This is a genomic window from Streptomyces sp. A0592 (assembly GCF_004795115.1).
Taxonomy (GTDB): domain Bacteria; phylum Actinomycetota; class Actinomycetes; order Streptomycetales; family Streptomycetaceae; genus Streptomyces; species Streptomyces erythrochromogenes.
The window spans coordinates 98,877-116,521 of the sequence record NZ_SSBM01000021.1 but is presented as its reverse complement, the minus strand read 5'-3'; the positions used below and the strand labels follow the sequence as shown (position 1 = coordinate 116,521).

11 protein-coding genes and 1 tRNA gene are annotated in these 17,645 nt (G+C 72.7%); 4 read left to right on the top strand and 8 right to left on the bottom strand.

Translation table 11 applies throughout. The features are described 5' to 3' along the window. Positions 1–814 precede the first annotated feature (814 nt). The 3 genes from E6U81_RS26485 to fxsT all read left to right on the top strand — a co-directional run bounded on the left by E6U81_RS26485 (position 815) and on the right by fxsT (position 6,328). Positions 815–1,978, top strand: coding sequence for an FxsB family cyclophane-forming radical SAM/SPASM peptide maturase (locus tag E6U81_RS26485; RefSeq protein WP_136232600.1), 1,164 nt, complete (start codon positions 815–817; stop codon positions 1,976–1,978). Continuing rightward, on the top strand, positions 1,975–3,231 hold the full coding sequence (locus E6U81_RS26480) for an HEXXH motif domain-containing protein (protein WP_136232583.1): 1,257 nt from the start codon (positions 1,975–1,977) through the stop codon (positions 3,229–3,231). The genes E6U81_RS26485 and E6U81_RS26480 overlap by 4 nt, the downstream gene beginning before the upstream one ends. A 64-nt stretch (positions 3,232–3,295) precedes the next feature. Beyond that, complete coding sequence (gene fxsT / locus E6U81_RS26475) at positions 3,296–6,328, top strand: FxSxx-COOH system tetratricopeptide repeat protein (RefSeq protein WP_136232582.1); 3,033 nt, start codon at positions 3,296–3,298, stop codon at positions 6,326–6,328. Positions 6,329–6,880: 552 nt separating this feature from the next. On the opposite strand, the gene E6U81_RS26470 is transcribed toward fxsT, so the two are convergent. From E6U81_RS26470 to E6U81_RS26445, 7 genes are all read right to left on the bottom strand, one after another. Next, positions 6,881–7,027: a hypothetical protein gene (locus E6U81_RS26470; RefSeq protein ID WP_240804028.1), complete on the bottom strand. Its 147-nt coding sequence runs from the start codon at positions 7,025–7,027 to the stop codon at positions 6,881–6,883. Positions 7,028–7,132: 105 nt separating this feature from the next. Next, the gene (locus E6U81_RS26465) at positions 7,133–7,774 is read right to left on the bottom strand and encodes an HAD family hydrolase (RefSeq protein ID WP_136232580.1); all 642 of its coding nucleotides are present in this window, start codon (positions 7,772–7,774) and stop codon (positions 7,133–7,135) included. 98 nt (positions 7,775–7,872) lie between these two features. After that, positions 7,873–7,991: transfer RNA gene (locus E6U81_RS40025), tRNA-Gly, on the bottom strand. A 282-nt stretch (positions 7,992–8,273) separates the two neighbouring features. Continuing rightward, on the bottom strand, positions 8,274–12,191 hold the full coding sequence (locus E6U81_RS26460; RefSeq protein WP_136232579.1) for a multifunctional oxoglutarate decarboxylase/oxoglutarate dehydrogenase thiamine pyrophosphate-binding subunit/dihydrolipoyllysine-residue succinyltransferase subunit: 3,918 nt from the start codon (positions 12,189–12,191) through the stop codon (positions 8,274–8,276). Positions 12,192–12,462: 271 nt separating this feature from the next. Continuing rightward, complete coding sequence (locus E6U81_RS26455; protein ID WP_136232599.1) at positions 12,463–13,503, bottom strand: HAMP domain-containing sensor histidine kinase; 1,041 nt, start codon at positions 13,501–13,503, stop codon at positions 12,463–12,465. Between the two features lie 47 nt (positions 13,504–13,550). Next, positions 13,551–14,291, bottom strand: a complete 741-nt coding sequence (locus E6U81_RS26450) for a response regulator transcription factor (RefSeq protein ID WP_030028984.1) — start codon at positions 14,289–14,291, stop codon at positions 13,551–13,553. Between the two features lie 213 nt (positions 14,292–14,504). Next, a complete protein-coding gene (locus tag E6U81_RS26445) occupies positions 14,505–16,271 on the bottom strand; it encodes a glycoside hydrolase family 3 N-terminal domain-containing protein (protein WP_136232578.1) in 1,767 nt (588 codons plus the stop codon). Between the two features lie 152 nt (positions 16,272–16,423). On the opposite strand from E6U81_RS26445, the gene E6U81_RS26440 reads away from it, so the two are divergent. After that, the gene (locus E6U81_RS26440; protein WP_136232577.1) at positions 16,424–17,059 is read left to right on the top strand and encodes a TetR/AcrR family transcriptional regulator; all 636 of its coding nucleotides are present in this window, start codon (positions 16,424–16,426) and stop codon (positions 17,057–17,059) included. Here E6U81_RS26440 and E6U81_RS26435 read toward each other — a convergent pair. After that, the gene (locus E6U81_RS26435) at positions 17,046–17,366 is read right to left on the bottom strand and encodes a hypothetical protein (RefSeq protein ID WP_136232576.1); all 321 of its coding nucleotides are present in this window, start codon (positions 17,364–17,366) and stop codon (positions 17,046–17,048) included. The two genes, E6U81_RS26440 and E6U81_RS26435, sit on opposite strands and share 14 nt — an antisense overlap. Positions 17,367–17,645 lie beyond the last annotated feature (279 nt).

Here is a 17,645-nt window from a genome sequence, read left to right as displayed (position 1 = left end):
CGAGCGCGCAACCACCGCCCACAGCCGCGAAGTGCCCGCCTGGCGCGAGCCGAGGAGATACCCCTCGGCGGCACCGCGACCCCCCGCACCGCGCCCGGATCCCGACCCGCCGCACCGCGAGGGGTACGGCATGGCGCCCGGCTCCCCGCGAGGGGTACGGCACCGCGCCCGGATCCCGCTCGGCTCCCCGCGAGGGGTGCGGCGCCGCGGCCGGATCCCGCTCGGCTTCCCGCGAGGGGTCCCGGTCCGCGGGGGAGGCGGGTCCGGGGGCCGGGCCCCGGGACTGCTGCCCCCGCGGGAGCGGACGGGTTGACCACTTTCCGCCGTTAGCCGGGACCGGCGGAAGGGCAGGGATGCACCGTCCGCCGGGGCGCTCCCGGCGGTGGGGCGGGGAGGGGGCGCGGAGATGCGGCGAGCGATCACGAGCGGCTCCGCACTGCCCGCGCCCGCCGCCCCCGGCCCCGCCCGGCAGGCGGACTCTGCGCCGCACGGGGAGCCCGCCCAAGACCCGGGTACCGGCACCGCCCGGCGTTCCGGCCCCGTCCGCATCGGCCCCGTCCGCATCGGCCCCGGGCCGGATCCCGGCCGGCGATCCGGGTCCGGTCAACGTCCCGGCCCTGCCCGGCAGTCGGACCCCGCCCAGGGCCGGGGTCCGGGCCCGGAACAGCCCGCGGGGGCCGCCTCGCGCCGCCCCGGCGCGGCCCCGCCCCCCGCCGGGCACGCGCACGCGCAGGCCCACGCGTCCAACGCCCCCTGGCCCTACACCCGGCTCGACGTCGCCGCCGCGCGGGCCGCGGGACACCCGCCCCATCCCATCCGGCAGTTCGTCCTCAAGACCCGCAGCCGCTGCAACCTCGCCTGCACCTACTGCTACGTCTACGAGATGGCCGACCAGGGCTGGCGCGACCAGCCCGTCGCCATGGCCCCCGCCACCACCGCCCGCGCCGCCCAGCGGATCGCCGAGCACGCCGCCGCCCACGACCTGACCCGCGTCGACCTCGTCCTGCACGGCGGCGAACCCCTCCTCACCGCCCCCGCCGCACTGGCCGCGCCCGTGGAGGCCGTACGCGCCGCCCTCGCCGCCACCACCCCCCGCACCCGGATCACCGCCACCGTCCAGACCAACGGCACCCTGATCACCCGCGGCCGCCTCGCCGCCCTGGCCGCCGCCGGGATCCGCGTGGGCGTCAGCCTCGACGGAGGACTGCCCGCGCACAACACCCGCCGCGTCGACCACGCCGGACACCCCGGCTTCGGCGCCGCCGCCCGCGGCCTGCGCCTGCTCGCACGCCACCCCGAGAGCTACGCCGGCGTGCTCTGCGTGATCGACCTCGACCACGACCCGGTGGAGACCTACGAGTCCTTGCTCGCCTTCGCCCCGCCCACCGTCGGCCTGCTGCTCCCGCTCGCCAACTGGAGCGCCCCGCCGCCCCCCGGCCCCGGCCCCGGCGGGACTCCGTACGCGGACTGGCTCCTCGCCGTCTTCGAGCGCTGGTGGCACGACGGAGCACGGCGCACCCGCATCCGCCTCTTCGAGGAGATCATCGCCCTGCTGCTCGGCCTGCCCGCCACCACCGAGACCCTCGGGCTCGCGCCCGCCGCCACCGCCGTCATCGAGACCGACGGCTCCATCGAACAGGCCGATTCGCTGAAATCCGCGTACGAGGGGGCCGCAGCCACCGGCATGGCCCTCGACACCCACAGCTTCGACCAGCTCCTCGACCACCCCGGCTTCGCCGCCCGCCAGCTCGGGCGCGACGCGCTCGCCGCCGGATGCCGCGCCTGCGAACTCGTCGAGGTGTGCGGCGGCGGCCACTACCCGCACCGCTACCGTGCCGGCGAGGGCTTCCGGCAGCCGTCGGTCTACTGCGCCGACCTCCAGGTCCTCATCCGGCACATCGCCACCGCCGTACAGCACGCCGCCGCCGGCAGCCGGCGCCGCGCCACCGCCGCCCACCCCCCGGCGGCCGCCTCATGACCGCCGCCCTCACCGCCTTCACCGTGTCCTCCCACACCCTGCGCGCCCTCGCCTCCACCGAGCCCTCCCCGGACGGCACCCGCCTGGTCCGCGACGTACGCCGCTCCAAGCGCCTGGTCCTGCTCCGCGCCGTCCTCGACGCCGCCCCCTGCGGCAGCTCCGGCCGGACCGCCGACCACTGGGCCCTGCTGGAGGAGGCCGAACGCCACGCCCCGGACGCCGTGCGCGACGTACTGCACTACCCCGCCACCGGCGTCTGGGCCGAGGAGACCCTGCGCCGCCTGCACGCACCCTTCGGCCCGTCGGCCGACCTCGCCCACCTCGGAGCCCTCGCCGCGGCCGCCGCCCTGCGCGCAGGGATCCCCTTCACCCACACCCTGAGGCCCGTGCACGGCCGCCTCGTCCTGCCCACCCTCGGTCTGCTGCGCCCCGACCGCCCCGGCCCGCTCGTCCTCACCGAACGCTCCTGGGACCCCGACGACCCCGCCACCCTGCCCCTGCACGCGCTCCCCGGAGGCCGCACCGCCCTCGACGACCTCGACCCCTACCGGGCGCCCGGCCCCGCCCAGCCCGCACCCCTGCGCCCCGCCCGCCGCCTCACCCCCAAGGGCCACAAGCGGTGGGACACGCAGTGGTCCGGCGCGCTCACCCTGCTCCAGCGCTACGACACCGTCCGCGCGGAGGAGACCGTACAGCTCCTGCGCTCCCTCGTACCGCTGGCCGGCGGGTCCCGCTCCAGCGGCGCCACCCTCCCCGCGGCCGCCGGTTCCGTACTCGCCCGCGCCCAGGCCCCGCCCGCCCTCGCAGCGACCCTCGTCCACGAGGTCCAGCACGGCAAACTGACCGCCCTCGCCGACGTCCTGACCCTGCACACCGCCGACGCCGTGCCCCGCCACTGGGCCCCCTGGCGCAGCGACCCCCGCCCCCTGGAGGGACTCCTGCACGGCGCCTACGCCCACCTGGCCCTGGCCGGGTACTGGCAGCGCGCCGCGCTCTACGGGGCCCGCGGCGCCTGGGCCCAGCACGCCCGGATCCGCGCCCAGGTCGCCGCCGTCCTGCCCGCCCTGCACGGGCACGACCGACTGACCGCGGCGGGCCGGGAGTTCACCGACGCGATGGCCGCCGCCGAGCGGGCCATGGACGAGCTCCCGCCCCCCGGCGACCAGCACGCCGCGGCCCGCCGCGCCGTCGACCGCGAGCGCCGCGCCTGGTGCGAGGCACACCCCGAACTCGCCCCGTTCGCACAGGTCTGACGCACCGTCCGCTGCGGTACCTTTTCAGTCCCGTCCACTGCCCGCAGCCCAGGGAGACGGCCGCATGACCACCGGTAGCCGGCAGGACCGCGAATCGGCGCAACAGCCCCAGCAGCCACCCCAGCCCCAGCGGCCGCAGCGCTTCGTCATCAGCTTCGCGGGCTTCAACCGCCCCTGGGCCGTGTGGATCGCCCACCGCCTGGAAGAACACGGCCACCGCGTCGCCCTCCAACGCTGGGACCCGCAGAGCAGCCCCGGCCTCACCCAGGCCCTCGACGACCTCGCCCGCTCCGGCAGCCGCGTCCTCCTCGTCCTCAGCGAACGCTACTTCTCCGCCGGCACCCACACCGACGACGAGTGGAACACCGCCCTGCGCGCCGTCACCGACGACCACCCGGACCGGTTCGCCGCCGTCTGCCTCACCGACGCACCCCTGCCCAGCGCCGTCGCCGTACTGGAGAAGACCGACCTGTGGGGCCTCGACGCGTACGAGGCCGAATACCGCGTCCTGCGCCGCCTCGAACTGCCCACCGACCGCATCGGCACCGAAACCGGCCGCCGCGGCCCCCGCTTCCCCAACGACCCGCCCGAGATCTGGGGCCGCGTCCCCCGCCGCAACCCCCGCTTCACCGGCCGCAACGACGTCATCGGCACCCTGCGCCAGGCCCTCGCCGAAGCCCCGCCCGGCGCGTCCACCGTCACCCTCCTCGGCCTCTCCGGCGTCGGCAAGACACAGGTCGCCACCGAATACGCCTACCGCTTCGCCTCCGAGTACGACGTCGTGTGGTGGGTCCCCGCCGAGGACCGCCCCACCCTCCGCGAACGCCTCGCCGACCTCGCCCCCGCCCTCGGCCTCCCACGCGGCGCCGGCAGCTACGGCGAGCAGATCCGGGCCGTCCTCGAAGCACTGCGCCGCGGAACCCCGTACAGCCGCTGGCTGATGGTCTTCGACGGCTGCGACAACCCCGACGACCTGATCGACCTGCTGCCCTCCGGCGGCGCCGGCGACGTCATCATCACCTCCCGCAACCGCGAATGGGCCGCCCGGCACACCAGCCTCGTCGAGGTACCCCTCTACGCCCGCCCCGAGTCGATCACCTTCATCCGCCGCCGCGCCGTGCGCCTCACCGCCGACGAGGCCGACCAGCTCGCCGAGGCCCTGGAGGACTATCCCCTCGCCCTCGACCAGACCGCCGGCTGGCTCGCCGACTCACCCCTGCCCGTCGGCGACTACCTCGCCCTGCTCCAGCGCCGGATGGACTCCCGCGTAGCCGTCGCCGTCTCCGAGGACTACCCGCTGCCCTTCCCCACGGCCCTCGCCATACTCCTCAACAACGTCCGGGAGAACTTCCCCGACGCCCTCGCCCTGCTGCGGCTGTTCGTGTTCTTCGCCCCCGGCCCCGTCCCGCTCCGCCTCCTGCGCGAATTCCCCGCCGACGACGTGCCCGAACAGCTCGCCGGCCTCATCAACGACCAGATCCGGTGGAACGGCGCCCTCAACAAGCTCGTCCAGTTCTCCGTCGTACGGCTGGAGTACTCCGACCTCCCCGTGGAGGAGGGCGGAGGCGGACTGGAGACCGTACAACTGCACCGCATGGTCCACGGCATCGTCCGCGAGAACCTCTCCGAGGAAGAGGCCGAACCCCTCGCCCGAGCCGTCCGCCAGGTCCTCGCCGCAGCCGACCCCGGCCGGCCCTCCGACTCCCGGCTCTGGCCCCGCTACGCCGAACTCGTCCCCCACCTCGCCCCCTCCGGGGTCATCACCAGCAGCAACCCGCGGATCCAGAACTTCCTGCTGCACTGCCTGCGCTACCTGATCCTCGCCGGCGAATACCGCACCTGCCTGCGGCTCTGCGAGGAGACCGACCAGATCTGGCGCTCCCGGCTCGGCGACGACCACCCCAAGGTCCGCGAGCTCAGCTACCAGTACGGAAACTCCCTGCGCAACCTCGGCCTGTTCCGCCGCGCCGAGATCCTCACCAGGGCCGTCGCCGACCGGCTCACCGGGGAACGCGGCGACCAGGACCTGGAGAGCCTGCGCGCCACCAGCGCCTACGGCGGCGTACTGCTGTGCATCGCCAAGTTCGAACCCGCCCGCGAGATCTTCGAACACTGCCTGGCCACCTACCGCGAACTGCTCGGCGAGGACGACTCCATCACCCTCGACGCCCAGAACAACCTCGCCGCCACCTACCGGCTGCTGGGCCGCTACCAGGACGCCTACGACCTCGACCTCGACACCCTGCGCCGCCGCGAACGCGTCCTGATGCCCCTGCACATCTCCACCCTCGCCTCCGGCATCGCCTGCGCCATGGGACTGCGCCTCATGGGCCGCTACCGGGAAGCCCAGACCCGTCAGGAACAGGGCGTCAAACTCAACACCCAGGTGCTGGGACTCGGCCACCCCCAGACCCTGCGCGCCGAGCACAACCTCGGCCTGTGCCTGCGCCGCTCCGGCGACATCCCCGGCGCGGGCCTGCGCCTGCGCACCGTCTGGGAACGGGCCACGCGCGTCTTCGGCGTCGACTACCCGTGGACCCTGATGGTCGCCTCCGACTACGCCACCTACCTCAGGGAGTACGGCGACATCGGCGAGGCCCGCCGCATCTCCGAGGACGTCGTCCGCGGCTACCAGTCACAGCTCGGCCTCGCCCACCCGTACAGCATCGGCACCGTCGGCAACCTCGGCCTGGTCCTGCGCGCCCAGGGCGAACGCGCCGAGGGCCTCTCCCTCGCCGAACAGGCCCTCGTCGGCATGCGCGGCGCACTCGGCAGCCGGCACCCCTGGACACTGGGCTGCGCCCTCAACGCCACCGGACACCGCAACATCACCGGGCGGCTGGAGGACGCCCTGGACCTCAGCCGGGAAACCCTGCGCACGGCCGAACGGGTCCTGGGCCCCGACCACCCGATGACGCTGAGCGCCCAGATCGCCCTGGCCTCGGACCTGCGGTCCGTACGCGAGGACACGGAGGCGGGCAAACACGAGGAGGCGGGCATCAAGGGCCTGACCCGCACCCTGGGAGCCCAGCACGTCCACACGGTCTCGGCCAAGCAACGAGCCCGCCCGTACTGGGACTTCGAACCCCAGCCGTAGACGGGGGCGGGCGGGGGCTGCGTGTACGGGCCCACGCGCACTCGGGGCCTCCCCCCCGCGGCCCCCGCGCCCCCGGCCCGTGGCTGCCCACCCGCCCCCTGCGTCGGGGTGGTGGTGTGGGGGCGGTGTCTGAGTGGGGCGGTATCAGGGTTGTGCTGGGGGTTTCCCGTCCGTCCTATCGTCTTCCGTGTCGGGCCGGTCCCTCAAGGGCGCTCCTTTGTCGCGTCGCTTCGCGATGGCCTTCGGCCACCCTTGACCGCCCGTCCCGCCCCGGAAAATCGAGGACAGCCGGGAAGCCCCCAGAAGAACGGGCCGGGGGAGCGGTAGAGGGACGGGCACGTCAGTGAGGGGCGGGGCCGGTCGGGGGGACGCCTCAGATCGCTACACGGCCCTGCCGGACGGCGTCTGCGGGCCTCTGTGGCTGGACATAGGCCGCCTCAGATCGCTACGTGCTTCTCCGAGACGGCGTCTGCAGGCCTCTTGGGCTGGGCATGGGCCGCCAGCGATGGCGAGGCGCTTCTCGATCACGCGTCCGCGGACCGTCTGGGGCTGTCAGGTGCGTTGACCCGGGTGGAGTTCGGCTGACTCGATGTTGTCGACTGCGGTGGAGAGCTCGCGGCCCGACGGGCCCCGGATGCAGGCCGGCTCCACCCAGTGGGGGTGGACCGAGTTCGAGACGTCCTCGTTGACCACGGCCATCAGCTCGCCCTCAATGTCGCGTCTGCGTCGGGCGCGCCGCCGAGCGGCGACGCGCTGCCCGATGAGTTCGGCCCCGGATCGTCCGCGCCGATCGGGTGCCCGTTCCTACTGCCGGACGATGTCGGGCAGTTCGGTGAGGGAATCGATGGACCAGTCTGCTGCGGCGCGGACCTCGGGGTCGTCCGCCCACCAGTGGCCCCAGGGGCCACGCCGGATGTGAGCGGTACGCAGGCCTGCGGCTCGCGCGGGGTGGATGTCGTTGGCCGGATGGTCGCCCACGTACAGGGTTTCGTCGGCGGTGCTGTCCGACACCGACAGCACTTGGTCGAAGAAGGCGCGCGCGGGCTTGGAGACGCCCCACTCGCCCGACGTGACGACGAGATCTGCCGGTAGCTTCAGCGCGCGCAGCAGGTCACCGGCCAGGCGGCTCTGGTTGCCCGCGATGACGACGCGTACTCCCGAGGCACGGAGGGCTTTCAGTGCCGGGCGGACGTCCTCGTAGAGGTCGCTCTCGTCGAGCCGCTCACCGCGCCCCGCGGCTTCACGGGCGGCGTATTCGGCGGAGATGTCGACCCCCGGACGCAGGAGGCGGATTGCGTCCGCGTTGTCCCGTCCGTCCACGACCACGGCGCCCACCAGCGCGGACAGGGTGTGCCGGCGAACGTTGAGCCAGTCCGCCCATGCGGCCCAGTAGCGATCGTCTCGGGTGAGGGTCTCACCGATGTCCAGAACCACGGTCCGAATCATGCGGCCAGCGTACGTCTGACGTCACAGCATCAGATTCACGCGGACACGCTTGCGAAGTGCGGTCATGTCGCGCCGATGTCCGCCCGGCAGGTCGGTTGCGGTGCCGACGGGATTCGAACCCGCGGACAGGTAGGAGCAGGCCCGCTCCGTCCCCGTCAGTCGCCGTGGCAAGGACCTCCGCCACGTCGATCGCAATGGGCCGCTCTGCCACGGCACCTCAACCTGCGGAAGTGCGCACCCCCGCTGCGCCTCAGCTTAGAGAAGCCATTGGGTGCGGACGAGTCCTTTTCCGTGACACAGCCCCGCTGGCACGGACCCACGGAACTCTGCCCTGAACAGGGGACGGACGCGGTCTCGGAGGAGCGCGTAGCGAGGTGAGGCCCCGACGTCGCCTTCTGGGCCGTCCCCGTCGGCTTCGGCCGTGCATTGACCCCGTTGAGCCGGGGAAGCCGGAAGGCCCGGCCCCCTTGGGGGCCGGGCCTTCCTGGTGCTGCCGGGGTTACGCCTCGAAGACCTCGTTCAGGAGGAGCTGCTGCTCCGCCTGGTGGCGCTTCGCGGAGCCCACCGCCGGGGACGAGCCGTGCGGGCGCGAGATGCGCCGCAGGCGCTCGCCCGCCGGGACGTCCGCGCCGACCGCCAGGTCGAGGTGGTCGATCAGGTTGAGGGCGATGAAGGGCCACGCGCCCTGGTTCGCCGGCTCCTCCTGCGCCCAGATGTACTTCGCGGCGTTCGGGAACTTGGCGATCTCGGCCTGGAGCTCGGCACCCGGAAGCGGGTACAGGCGCTCGATGCGGATGATCGCGGTGTCCGTGATGCCGCGCTTCTCGCGCTCGGCCTCCAGGTCGTAGTAGACCTTGCCGGCGCAGAAGACGACCTTGCGGACCGCGTTGGCGTCCACCGTGCTGTCGCCGATGACCGGACGGAACGAACCGGTCGTGAACTCCTCCGCCTTCGACGCCGCGGCCTTCAGACGCAGCATCGACTTCGGGGTGAAGACGATGAGCGGCTTGTGGTGCGGGTTGTGGACCTGCCAGCGCAGGAGGTGGAAGTAGTTGGACGGGAGGGTGGGCATGGCCACCGTCATGTTGTCCTGCGCGCACATCTGCAGGAAGCGCTCGGGACGCGCGGACGAGTGGTCCGGGCCCTGGCCCTCGTAGCCGTGCGGGAGGAGCAGGGTGACGCCGGAGGTCTGGCCCCACTTCTGCTCGGCCGAGGAGATGAACTCGTCGACGACGGTCTGCGCGCCGTTGACGAAGTCACCGAACTGGGCCTCCCACAGGACGAGCGCGTCCGGGCGGGCCAGGGAGTAGCCGTACTCGAAGCCCATGGCCGCGTACTCGGAGAGCAGCGAGTCGTAGACGTTGTAGCGGGCCTGGTCCTCGGACAGGTAGAGGAGCGGGGTGTAGTCCTCGCCCGTCTCCCGGTCGATGAGGACGGCGTGGCGCTGGCCGAAGGTGCCGCGGCGGGAGTCCTGGCCGGACAGCCGGACCGGGGTGCCCTCCATCAGCAGCGAGCCGAAGGCGAGGGTCTCGCCCATGCCCCAGTCGATGGTGCCCTCGTCGATCATCGCCGCGCGGCGCTGCAGCTGCGGCAGCAGGCGCGGGTGGACGGTGACGCCCTCGGGGATGGTGACCTGGGACTCGGCGATCCGCTTGACGACGTCCTGGGAGATCGCGGTGTTGACCGCGACCGGGAACTCCTGCGCGGTCTGCGCGGGCGCGACCGGGGCGCCGACGGCCGGGGCCGTGGCGGCCTCGCGGACCTCCGCGAAGACCTTCTCCAGCTGGCCCTGGAAGTCCTGGAGCGCCTGCTCGGCCTCTTCCAGGGTGATGTCGCCACGACCGATGAGGGACTCGGTGTAGAGCTTGCGCACCGAGCGCTTCTTGTCGATCAGGTCGTACATCAGCGGCTGGGTGAAGGCCGGGTTGTCGGACTCGTTGTGGCCGCGGCGGCGGTAGCAGATGAGGTCGATGACCACGTCCTTGTTGAACGCCTGGCGGAACTCGAAGGCGAGCCGCGCGATGCGGACGACGGCCTCCGGGTCGTCGCCGTTCACGTGGAAGATCGGCGCCTCGATCATGCGGGCCACGTCGGTCGCGTACATCGAGGAACGCGAGGACTCCGGGGCGGCGGTGAAGCCGACCTGGTTGTTGATGACCACGTGCACGGTGCCGCCGGTGCGGTAGCCGCGCAGCTGCGACATGTTCAGCGTCTCGGCGACGACGCCCTGGCCGGCGAAGGCCGCGTCGCCGTGGAGCGCGAGCGGGAGGACCGTGAAGTCCGTGCCGCCCTTGTTGATGACGTCCTGCTTGGCGCGGGCGACACCCTCCAGGACCGGGTCGACCGCCTCCAGGTGGGAGGGGTTCGCGACGAGCGAGACCTTGATCTGCTCGCCGTCCAGGCCGGTGAAGGTGCCCTCGGCGCCCAGGTGGTACTTGACGTCGCCGGAGCCGTGCATGGACTTCGGGTCGAGGTTGCCCTCGAACTCGCGGAAGATCTGCGCGTACGACTTGCCGACGATGTTCGCGAGCACGTTCAGGCGGCCGCGGTGGGCCATGCCGATGACGACCTCTTCGAGGCGGGCCTCGGCGGCCGAGTCGATGACGGCGTCGAGCAGCGGGATGACGGACTCGCCGCCCTCCAGGGAGAAGCGCTTCTGGCCGACGTACTTCGTCTGCAGGAAGGTCTCGAAGGCCTCGGCGGCGTTCAGGCGGCGCAGGATGCGCAGCTGCTCCTCGCGCTCCGGCTTGGTGTGCGGGCGCTCGATGCGGTCCTGGATCCAGCGGCGCTGCTTCGGGTCCTGGATGTGCATGAACTCGACGCCGGTGGTGCGGCAGTACGAGTCGCGCAGCACGCCGAGGATGTCGCGCAGCTTCATCATGGACTTGCCGGAGAAGCCGCCGACGGCGAACTCGCGCTCCAGGTCCCACAGGGTGAGGCCGTGCTCGGTGATGTCGAGGTCGGGGTGCTTGCGCTGCTTGTACTCGAGCGGGTCGGTGTCGGCCATGACGTGGCCGCGGACCCGGTAGGAGTGGATCAGCTCGAAGACGCGGGCGGCCTTCGTGACGTCGTCGTCGTGCGAGGCGTCGATGTCGCGGTTCCAGCGGACCGGCTCGTACGGGATGCGCAGCGACTCGAAGACGGAGTCGTAGAAGTCGTTCTCGCCGAGCAGCAGGTTCGCGACGATGCGCAGGAACTCGCCGGAGGCCGCACCCTGGATGACCCGGTGGTCGTAGGTCGAGGTCAGGGTCATGACCTTGGAGATGCCCAGCTTGTTCAGGGTGTCCTGCGAGGTGCCCTGGAACTCGGCGGGGTAGTCCATGGAGCCGACGCCCATGATGACCGACTGTCCGGGCATCAGGCGGGGCACGGAGTGGACGGTGCCCAGGCCGCCGGGGTTGGTGAGGGAGCAGGTCACGCCGGTGAAGTCATCCATCGTCAGCTTGCCGACGCGGGCGCGGCGGACGATGTCCTCGTAGGCCTGCCAGAACTCGAAGAAGTTGAGGGTCTCGGCCTTCTTGATGCCGGCGACGACGAGCTGGCGGTCGCCGTTGGGCTTCACCAGGTCGATGGCGAGGCCGAAGTTCACGTGGTCGGGCTTGACCAGGGTCGGCTTGCCGTCCTTCTCCGCGAAGGAGTGGTTCATCGACGGCATGGCCTTGATGGCCTGGACCATCGCGTAGCCGATGAGGTGCGTGAAGGAGATCTTCCCGCCCCGGGCCCGCTTCAGGTGGTTGTTGATGACGATGCGGTTGTCGAACAGCAGCTTCACCGGGACGGCGCGGACGGACGTGGCCGTCGGGACGTCGAGGGAGGCGTTCATGTTCTTGGCCACGGCAGCCGCCGGGCCGCGGAGCGTCACCAGCTCGGGGCCCGCGGGGGCCCCAGTGGTGGGCGCGGCGCCAGCCGCTCCGGTGGAGCCGGTGCTCGCAACGGGGGGCGCGGCCTTCTGCGGGGCTACGGAGGCGGGGGCGGGCGCGGCCGGTGCGGCGGCCGGGGCCTGGGAGGTGACAGTCACAGCAGGGGCACCAGAGGGGATGGCAGGAGCAGGGGCAGGAGCTGACACAGGCGGAGGAGTCGGCGTCGCGGTGTGCGCGGGCGCGGCGTCCGCCGCCCCCGTGGCGGCGTCGGCGACCTGCGGGGTCCGGGTGACGGCGGTGGCGGCCTGTGCGGAGGCGCCGTCCGTCGGCGTGGACTTCTCGGAACCGGCCGACGTCACCGGAGCGGCAGCGCCCCCCGGCTTGTAGTCGGCGAAGAAGTCCCACCAGGCGCGGTCGACCGACTGCGGGTCCTGGAGGTACTGCTGATAGATCTCGTCGACGAGCCACTCATTTGCGCCGAAGCCTGAGGCAGGGTTCTTCCCGCCCTCTGCTGCTTCGGTCGTGGTGCTCGAGTTACTGGGGGACTGTGGCGACACGGCGGCAACCGCCCTCTTCCGCTTCACAAGGTATGGACAGCGGGAATAAAGGCTACGCCTCCTGGACCGCTGCATGCAGGCCGGGCGGGACTTACGTCGTGCAGGTCACATCGAACGGCGGGTTTCATGACGTGGAATGGCGGGAAACCAGCCTGGTTCGGGTAGGGGTCACCGCGGTTGCGGCCCCCTTGGCTTCGCACCCCTGACGGACCCCGGGTACGTGTGGCCGAGATCATGTCCTTCCCAGTCGAACCCTACGTCAACACGGGACCTACGAGCTGCCCGGAAGCGTGACGAGGATGCGGCAGCCGCGTGACGATTCGGCCACTCCGATCCGGCCGCCGTGCAGCTCCACGGCCCAGCGGGCGATCGCCAGGCCCAGTCCGGTGCCGCCGTCGCCGCCCCGGGCGCTGCCCCGGTTGAACCGCTCGAAGACCCGGTGGCGCTCGGCCTCCGGGATGCCGGGGCCCTCGTCGCGGACTTCCAACACCAGGTCCCCGGGCGTCTCGCCGGCCCGGGCGCGGACCGTGACCCGGCCGTGCGGCGGGCTGTGCTTGACCGCGTTGTCGATCAGGTTGGCCACCACCTGGTGCAGCCGCTCGGCGTCGGCGTGCGCGCACAGGTCGGGCGGGAAGACGTCCAGGTGCAGGTGGACGTCGTTGCGGGTGTGCCCGCCGGAGCCGGAGAGCAGCCCCGGCCGGCCCGAGGCCGCCAGCCCCGACTCCTTCAGCACCCCGGACAGGTACGGCCACACCTCGAAGCGGCGGGCCTTCAGCGGCACCACCCCGTTGTCCACCCGGGACAGGTCCAGCAGGGTCTCCACGAGCCGGCCGAGGCGCTCGGTCTGCTTCAGCATGGTGCGCATGGTCTCCGGGTCGGCGGCCGAGACCCCGTCGACGACGTTCTCCAGCACCGCCCGCAGCGCGGCGATCGGCGTGCGCAGCTCGTGCGAGACGTTGGCGACGAGTTCCTTGCGGTGCCGGTCCACGGCCTCCAGGTCGTCCGCCATGAGGTTGATCGTGGAGGCCAGGTCGCCCAGCTCGTCGCGGCGTCCGGCGCCCCGCACCCGCCGCGTGAAGTCGCCGTGGGATATCGCCCGGGCCACCGTCGTCATGTCGTCCAGCGGCGCCGTCAGGCTGTGCGCCACGAACTGGGTGATCAGCATCGAGGCGATCACCGAGAAGACGGTGATGAACCGCAGCTCGGTGTCCGTGCGCAGGGCCACCAGCAGCAGGCCGGTCGTGATGAAGACCGAGACGACCACGAGCGTGCCGAGCTTGGTCTTGATCGAGAACGGCGAGAAGGGCCGCAGCCCTCCGGTGGGCCGCTGGCGCTGGCGTGGCCCCTCCGCCCGGCCGTTCACGGCTGGGCCGGGGTCTCCAGGGCGTACCCGACGCCGTGGACCGTACGGATCCGCTCGGCGCCGATCTTCCGCCGCAGGGCCTTGATGTGGCTGTCGACCGTACGGGTCCCGGACGCGTCGGCCCAGTCCCAGACCTCCGCCAGCAGCTGCTCCCGGGAGAGCACGGCCCGCGGTGTGCCGGCCAGGCACACCAGCAGGTCGAACTCGGTCGGGGTCAGGTGGACGTCCTCGGTCTGGACCCGGACCCGGCGCTGCGCGTGGTCGATCTCCAGGTCGCCCAGGCGCAGGGTGGCCCCGCGCGGGGTGTGGGCGGCGATCGTGGCCCGCTCCACCCGCCGCAGCAGGACGTGGACGCGTGCGGCCAGCTCGCGCATGGAGAACGGCTTGGTCATGTAGTCGTCGGCGCCGACGCCCAGCCCGACCAGCATGTCGGTCTCGTCGTCCCGGGCCGTGAGCATGAGCACCGGGACCGGGCGCTGTGCCTGGACCCGGCGGCAGACCTCCAGCCCGTCGAAGCCGGGCAGCATGACGTCGAGGACCAGCAGCTCGGGCAGCCAGCTCTCCGCCGCCGCGACGGCCGCGGGACCGTCGGTGGCCGTCTGTACCTGGAAGCCCTCGGCGCGCAGCCGGGCCGCGATGGCCTCCGCGATGGTGCGGTCGTCCTCGACGACGAGCACACGCCGCTGGGCGCCGGGTGTTGCCGCGGCGCCGGTGTGGGTGGTGTGTGTCTGTTCCATGTCCGCCCCTGAAGATCCCGCTGAATGGGGTGCAGCGTAGAGGAGGCTCCGGCCTGCGGCTACGTGGGGTTCGGACACGGCATATGCGCTGGACCTGAGTAAATGGAATGGGTTGTACCGGGTGCCGGACCCCCCACGGGACCGGCACCCGGCGGGTGGGGCGGTCAGGTGCCCCACCGGCTTCGACCTCGTCGGATCCCTCTTGGAGGGGGCCTACAAGGCCAGTCCGTGACCGTGGGGGAAGACCGGGTCGTGAGTGTCGTTCGGCACATCGGGACGGGATGCCGCGACGGCCGCCATCGAACGCGGGAGCTCGAAGGGCAGGCGCCCCTCGGCGGCGGCCCGGCCGAAGGCCACGTCGAGTAGCGCGGAGTCGGACGCTCCGTAGTCGGCTACCAGCGCCGCCGCGCGCTCGGCGATCTCCGGGACGACGGCGGCCCGCTCCAGGTTGATGCAGACCACGGTGGGGACGCGGTCCAGGAGGTCCAGGATCGCCCCCAGCTCCGGCTCGGAGAAGGCCAGGGAGCCGGAGTGGAAGTAGGACTCGAAGAGGTTCTCCCGCGGCTCGTACGGGGTCCGCAGCCGCAGGACGGCCAGGTCGGCACCGGCCGGGTCGGCGACGACCTCGCCGTACGCGGCGGCCACGGCCGCGTCCACGCCCCGCACGAACAGCTTCGGCCCGGCCGCGACGGGGAGCAGGCCCCGGGGATTGGTGAGGACGGTCAGGGAGCGCCGCTGGGCGGCGGCGCCGAGCGCCGTGAAGTCGGCCCGGCCGACGGTCTCCTCGGCCGCGTCCGGGTCCACGTACGGGTTCTCGAACAGGCCGAGCGTGAACTTCTCGCGCAGCAGGCGGCGCACGGACGCGTCGATCCGGGACTGCGGGACGCGGCCCGAGCGGACCAGCTCCACGACGACCTCGGGGCACTGCTCGCCGCCGAACTGGTCGCAGCCGGCCTCCAGGGCGCGGGCCGCCCGTTCGGCCGGGCTCAGGTGCTCCAGGCCCCATGCGCGGGCCGGGTGCTTCTGCCCGAAGATCACGGCGTCGTTGAGCAGGCCCCAGTCGGTGCACACGATGCCGTCGAAGCCGAGCTCCTCCCGGAGCAGGCCGGTGACCACGCCCTTGTTGAAGCCGAAGCCGACCTCCTCCCAGTCGGTACCGACGGGCTGGCCGTAGTACGGCATCATCTGCGCGCATCCGGCGGCTATCGCGGCTTTGAAGGGCTCCAGGTGGTGTTCGCGCATGCCGCCCGGATAGACCTGCTCCTTGCCGTGCGCGAAGTGCGGGTCCTCGCCGTCCTTCTGGGGGCCGCCGCCGGGGAAGTGCTTGACCATCGCGGAGACCGAGCCGGGCCCGAGGGCGGGGCCCTGCAGGCCGCGTACGTAGGCGCGTACGAGCTCGGCGGTCAGGCGGGCGTCGGAGCCGAAGGTGCCGGACTGGCGGGCCCAGCGGGGCTCGCTGGCCAGGTCGATCTGCGGGTGCAGGGCGACGCGGAAGCCGACGGCGAGGTACTCGCGGCGGACGGTGTCGGCGAAGCGGCGGACGAGCTCGGGGTCGCCGATGGCGGCCAGTCCGAGGGCCTCCGGCCAGGCGGAGAAGGCGCCGGCGTCGAAGGAGGCGCCGGGGTTGTCGGTGAAGGTGTGGCGCGGGTCCGTGGACAGGGTGACCGGGATGCCCAGGCGGGTGCCGGCGGCCATCTCCTGGACGGCGTTCTGCCAGCGGGCCATGTCGCGGGCTCCGTGGGAGCCGAGCAGGTTGAAGTGGGTGAGGAAGCGGTCCTCGACCAGCTCGGGCGTGGTGAGGGGGAGCATCGAGCCGTCGGTCTCGGTGACCGGGGTGCCGTCCGCGTTCATCATCAGCATCGAGTGGAAGAGCTGGCCGGCCTTCTCCTCGGGCGTCATGCGGGAGAGCAGGTCCTCCACGCGCCGGGCGACGGGCAGCGAGGCGTCCTTGTACTCGGGTCTGTCGGGTCTGGCGTTCATGGCGGCTCCTGGACGACGTGACCGGCGGCGGATCGGCGGCGAATCGGCAGGGTCAACGTAGAGCCGAAAACCATGTGACTGCTAGGTTTTCAAGAGTGGCGCGGGTCACAAGGTCTGGATGGCCGCGGGTGAACCGTGCTTAGGGTGTCCGCATGGCACAGGACAGGCCGCGAACGGCCACGAAGGGCTCGGCGCGGGGGACCTACGCCGTCGGCGACGCCCGGCGGCAGAAGATCCTCGACACCGCGGTCGAGCACTTCGCGCTGTGGGGCTTCCACGCCTCCTCGCTGGCCCGGATCGCGGCCGCCTGCGGGATCACCCAGGGCGGGCTGCTGCACCACTTCCGCAGCAAGGAGGACCTGCTGCTGGCGGTCCTGGCCCAGAGCGAGCAGCACGACGTGGAGAGGCTGTTCGCCGAGCGCCCGGAATCGGTCGCCGCCCACTTCGCCACCCTCGTCGCCCTCGCCGGGGACAACGAGCGCCGGCCCGGCCTCGTCCGCATGTTCCACACCCTCGTCGGCGAGGCGGCCAACCCCGGCCACCCCGCGCACGCGTACTTCGGGCAGCGCTACGCCCGGGTGCTCGACCACACCGTGGAACTGCTCCGGGTGGGCGTCGCCCGCGGGGAACTGCGTCCCGGCACCGACTGCGAGGCCGCCGGCCGGGAGATCCTCGCCGTCATGGACGGCCTCCAGATCCAGTGGGTGCTGGAGCCCGCGGGCGTGGACATGCCGACCCGGCTGAGCGGGTTCCTGGACCGGCTGCTGCGGGACCTCAGCCCTGCGTGAACGGCGGCAGCGCCTCCGCCACCTTCACCAGGGCCGGCGGCAGGGAACCCTGCTCGCCCGCGACCTCGTACCCGCCGTGCACGAAGGCGTAGAAGAACCCGTCGTAGATCTTGGGGCCGCCCGTCGCGATCCTGGGCTGACGGGCGAAGTCCGCCTCCCGGAGCGCGGTGCGCAGGGCCGCCAGCTCCCGTTCCGACAGCTTCCCCGTGCCCTCCGGCTCGGCCTTCGCGTCCAGCCGGGACCAGGAGCCGTCGCCCTTCACGACGAGGGTGTGGGTCTCGCCGGCGAAGCCCCCGCTGCGGGTCACCCGGACCAGGGTCTCGCCGGGGGCGGGCACCGGGGTCGTGCTCGCGGCCGGGCTCTGGCCCGGGCTCCGGCTCGCGGCGGGGTCCGGGCTCGCGCCTGCGCCCGTACTCGCACTCGTACTCGCGCCCGGCCCCGCGGAGCCCTTCGGCGGCGCGTCGTCGCCGCCCCCGGAACCGGACGGTCCGCACCCCGCCAGGACCACCGCACCCAGAAGTACCGCCGCCACTGCCCGGAACGCCCGCACACCCACCTCCGCAGCCACTCGGGTCCACCCCCGAGT

What these genes read in the sequence shown, in the direction of transcription:
- E6U81_RS26450 (WP_030028984.1), bottom strand. Translation starts at nt 14,291, where the DNA reads ATGGAACAGACACACACCACCCACACCGGCGCCGCGGCAACACCCGGC.
- E6U81_RS26440 (WP_136232577.1), top strand. Translation starts at nt 16,424, where the DNA reads ATGGCACAGGACAGGCCGCGAACGGCCACGAAGGGCTCGGCGCGGGGG.
- E6U81_RS26480 (WP_136232583.1), top strand. Translation starts at nt 1,975, where the DNA reads ATGACCGCCGCCCTCACCGCCTTCACCGTGTCCTCCCACACCCTGCGC.
- E6U81_RS26470 (WP_240804028.1), bottom strand. Translation starts at nt 7,027, where the DNA reads ATGGCCGTGGTCAACGAGGACGTCTCGAACTCGGTCCACCCCCACTGG.
- fxsT (WP_136232582.1), top strand. Translation starts at nt 3,296, where the DNA reads ATGACCACCGGTAGCCGGCAGGACCGCGAATCGGCGCAACAGCCCCAG.
- E6U81_RS26445 (WP_136232578.1), bottom strand. Translation starts at nt 16,271, where the DNA reads ATGAACGCCAGACCCGACAGACCCGAGTACAAGGACGCCTCGCTGCCC.
- E6U81_RS26465 (WP_136232580.1), bottom strand. Translation starts at nt 7,774, where the DNA reads ATGATTCGGACCGTGGTTCTGGACATCGGTGAGACCCTCACCCGAGAC.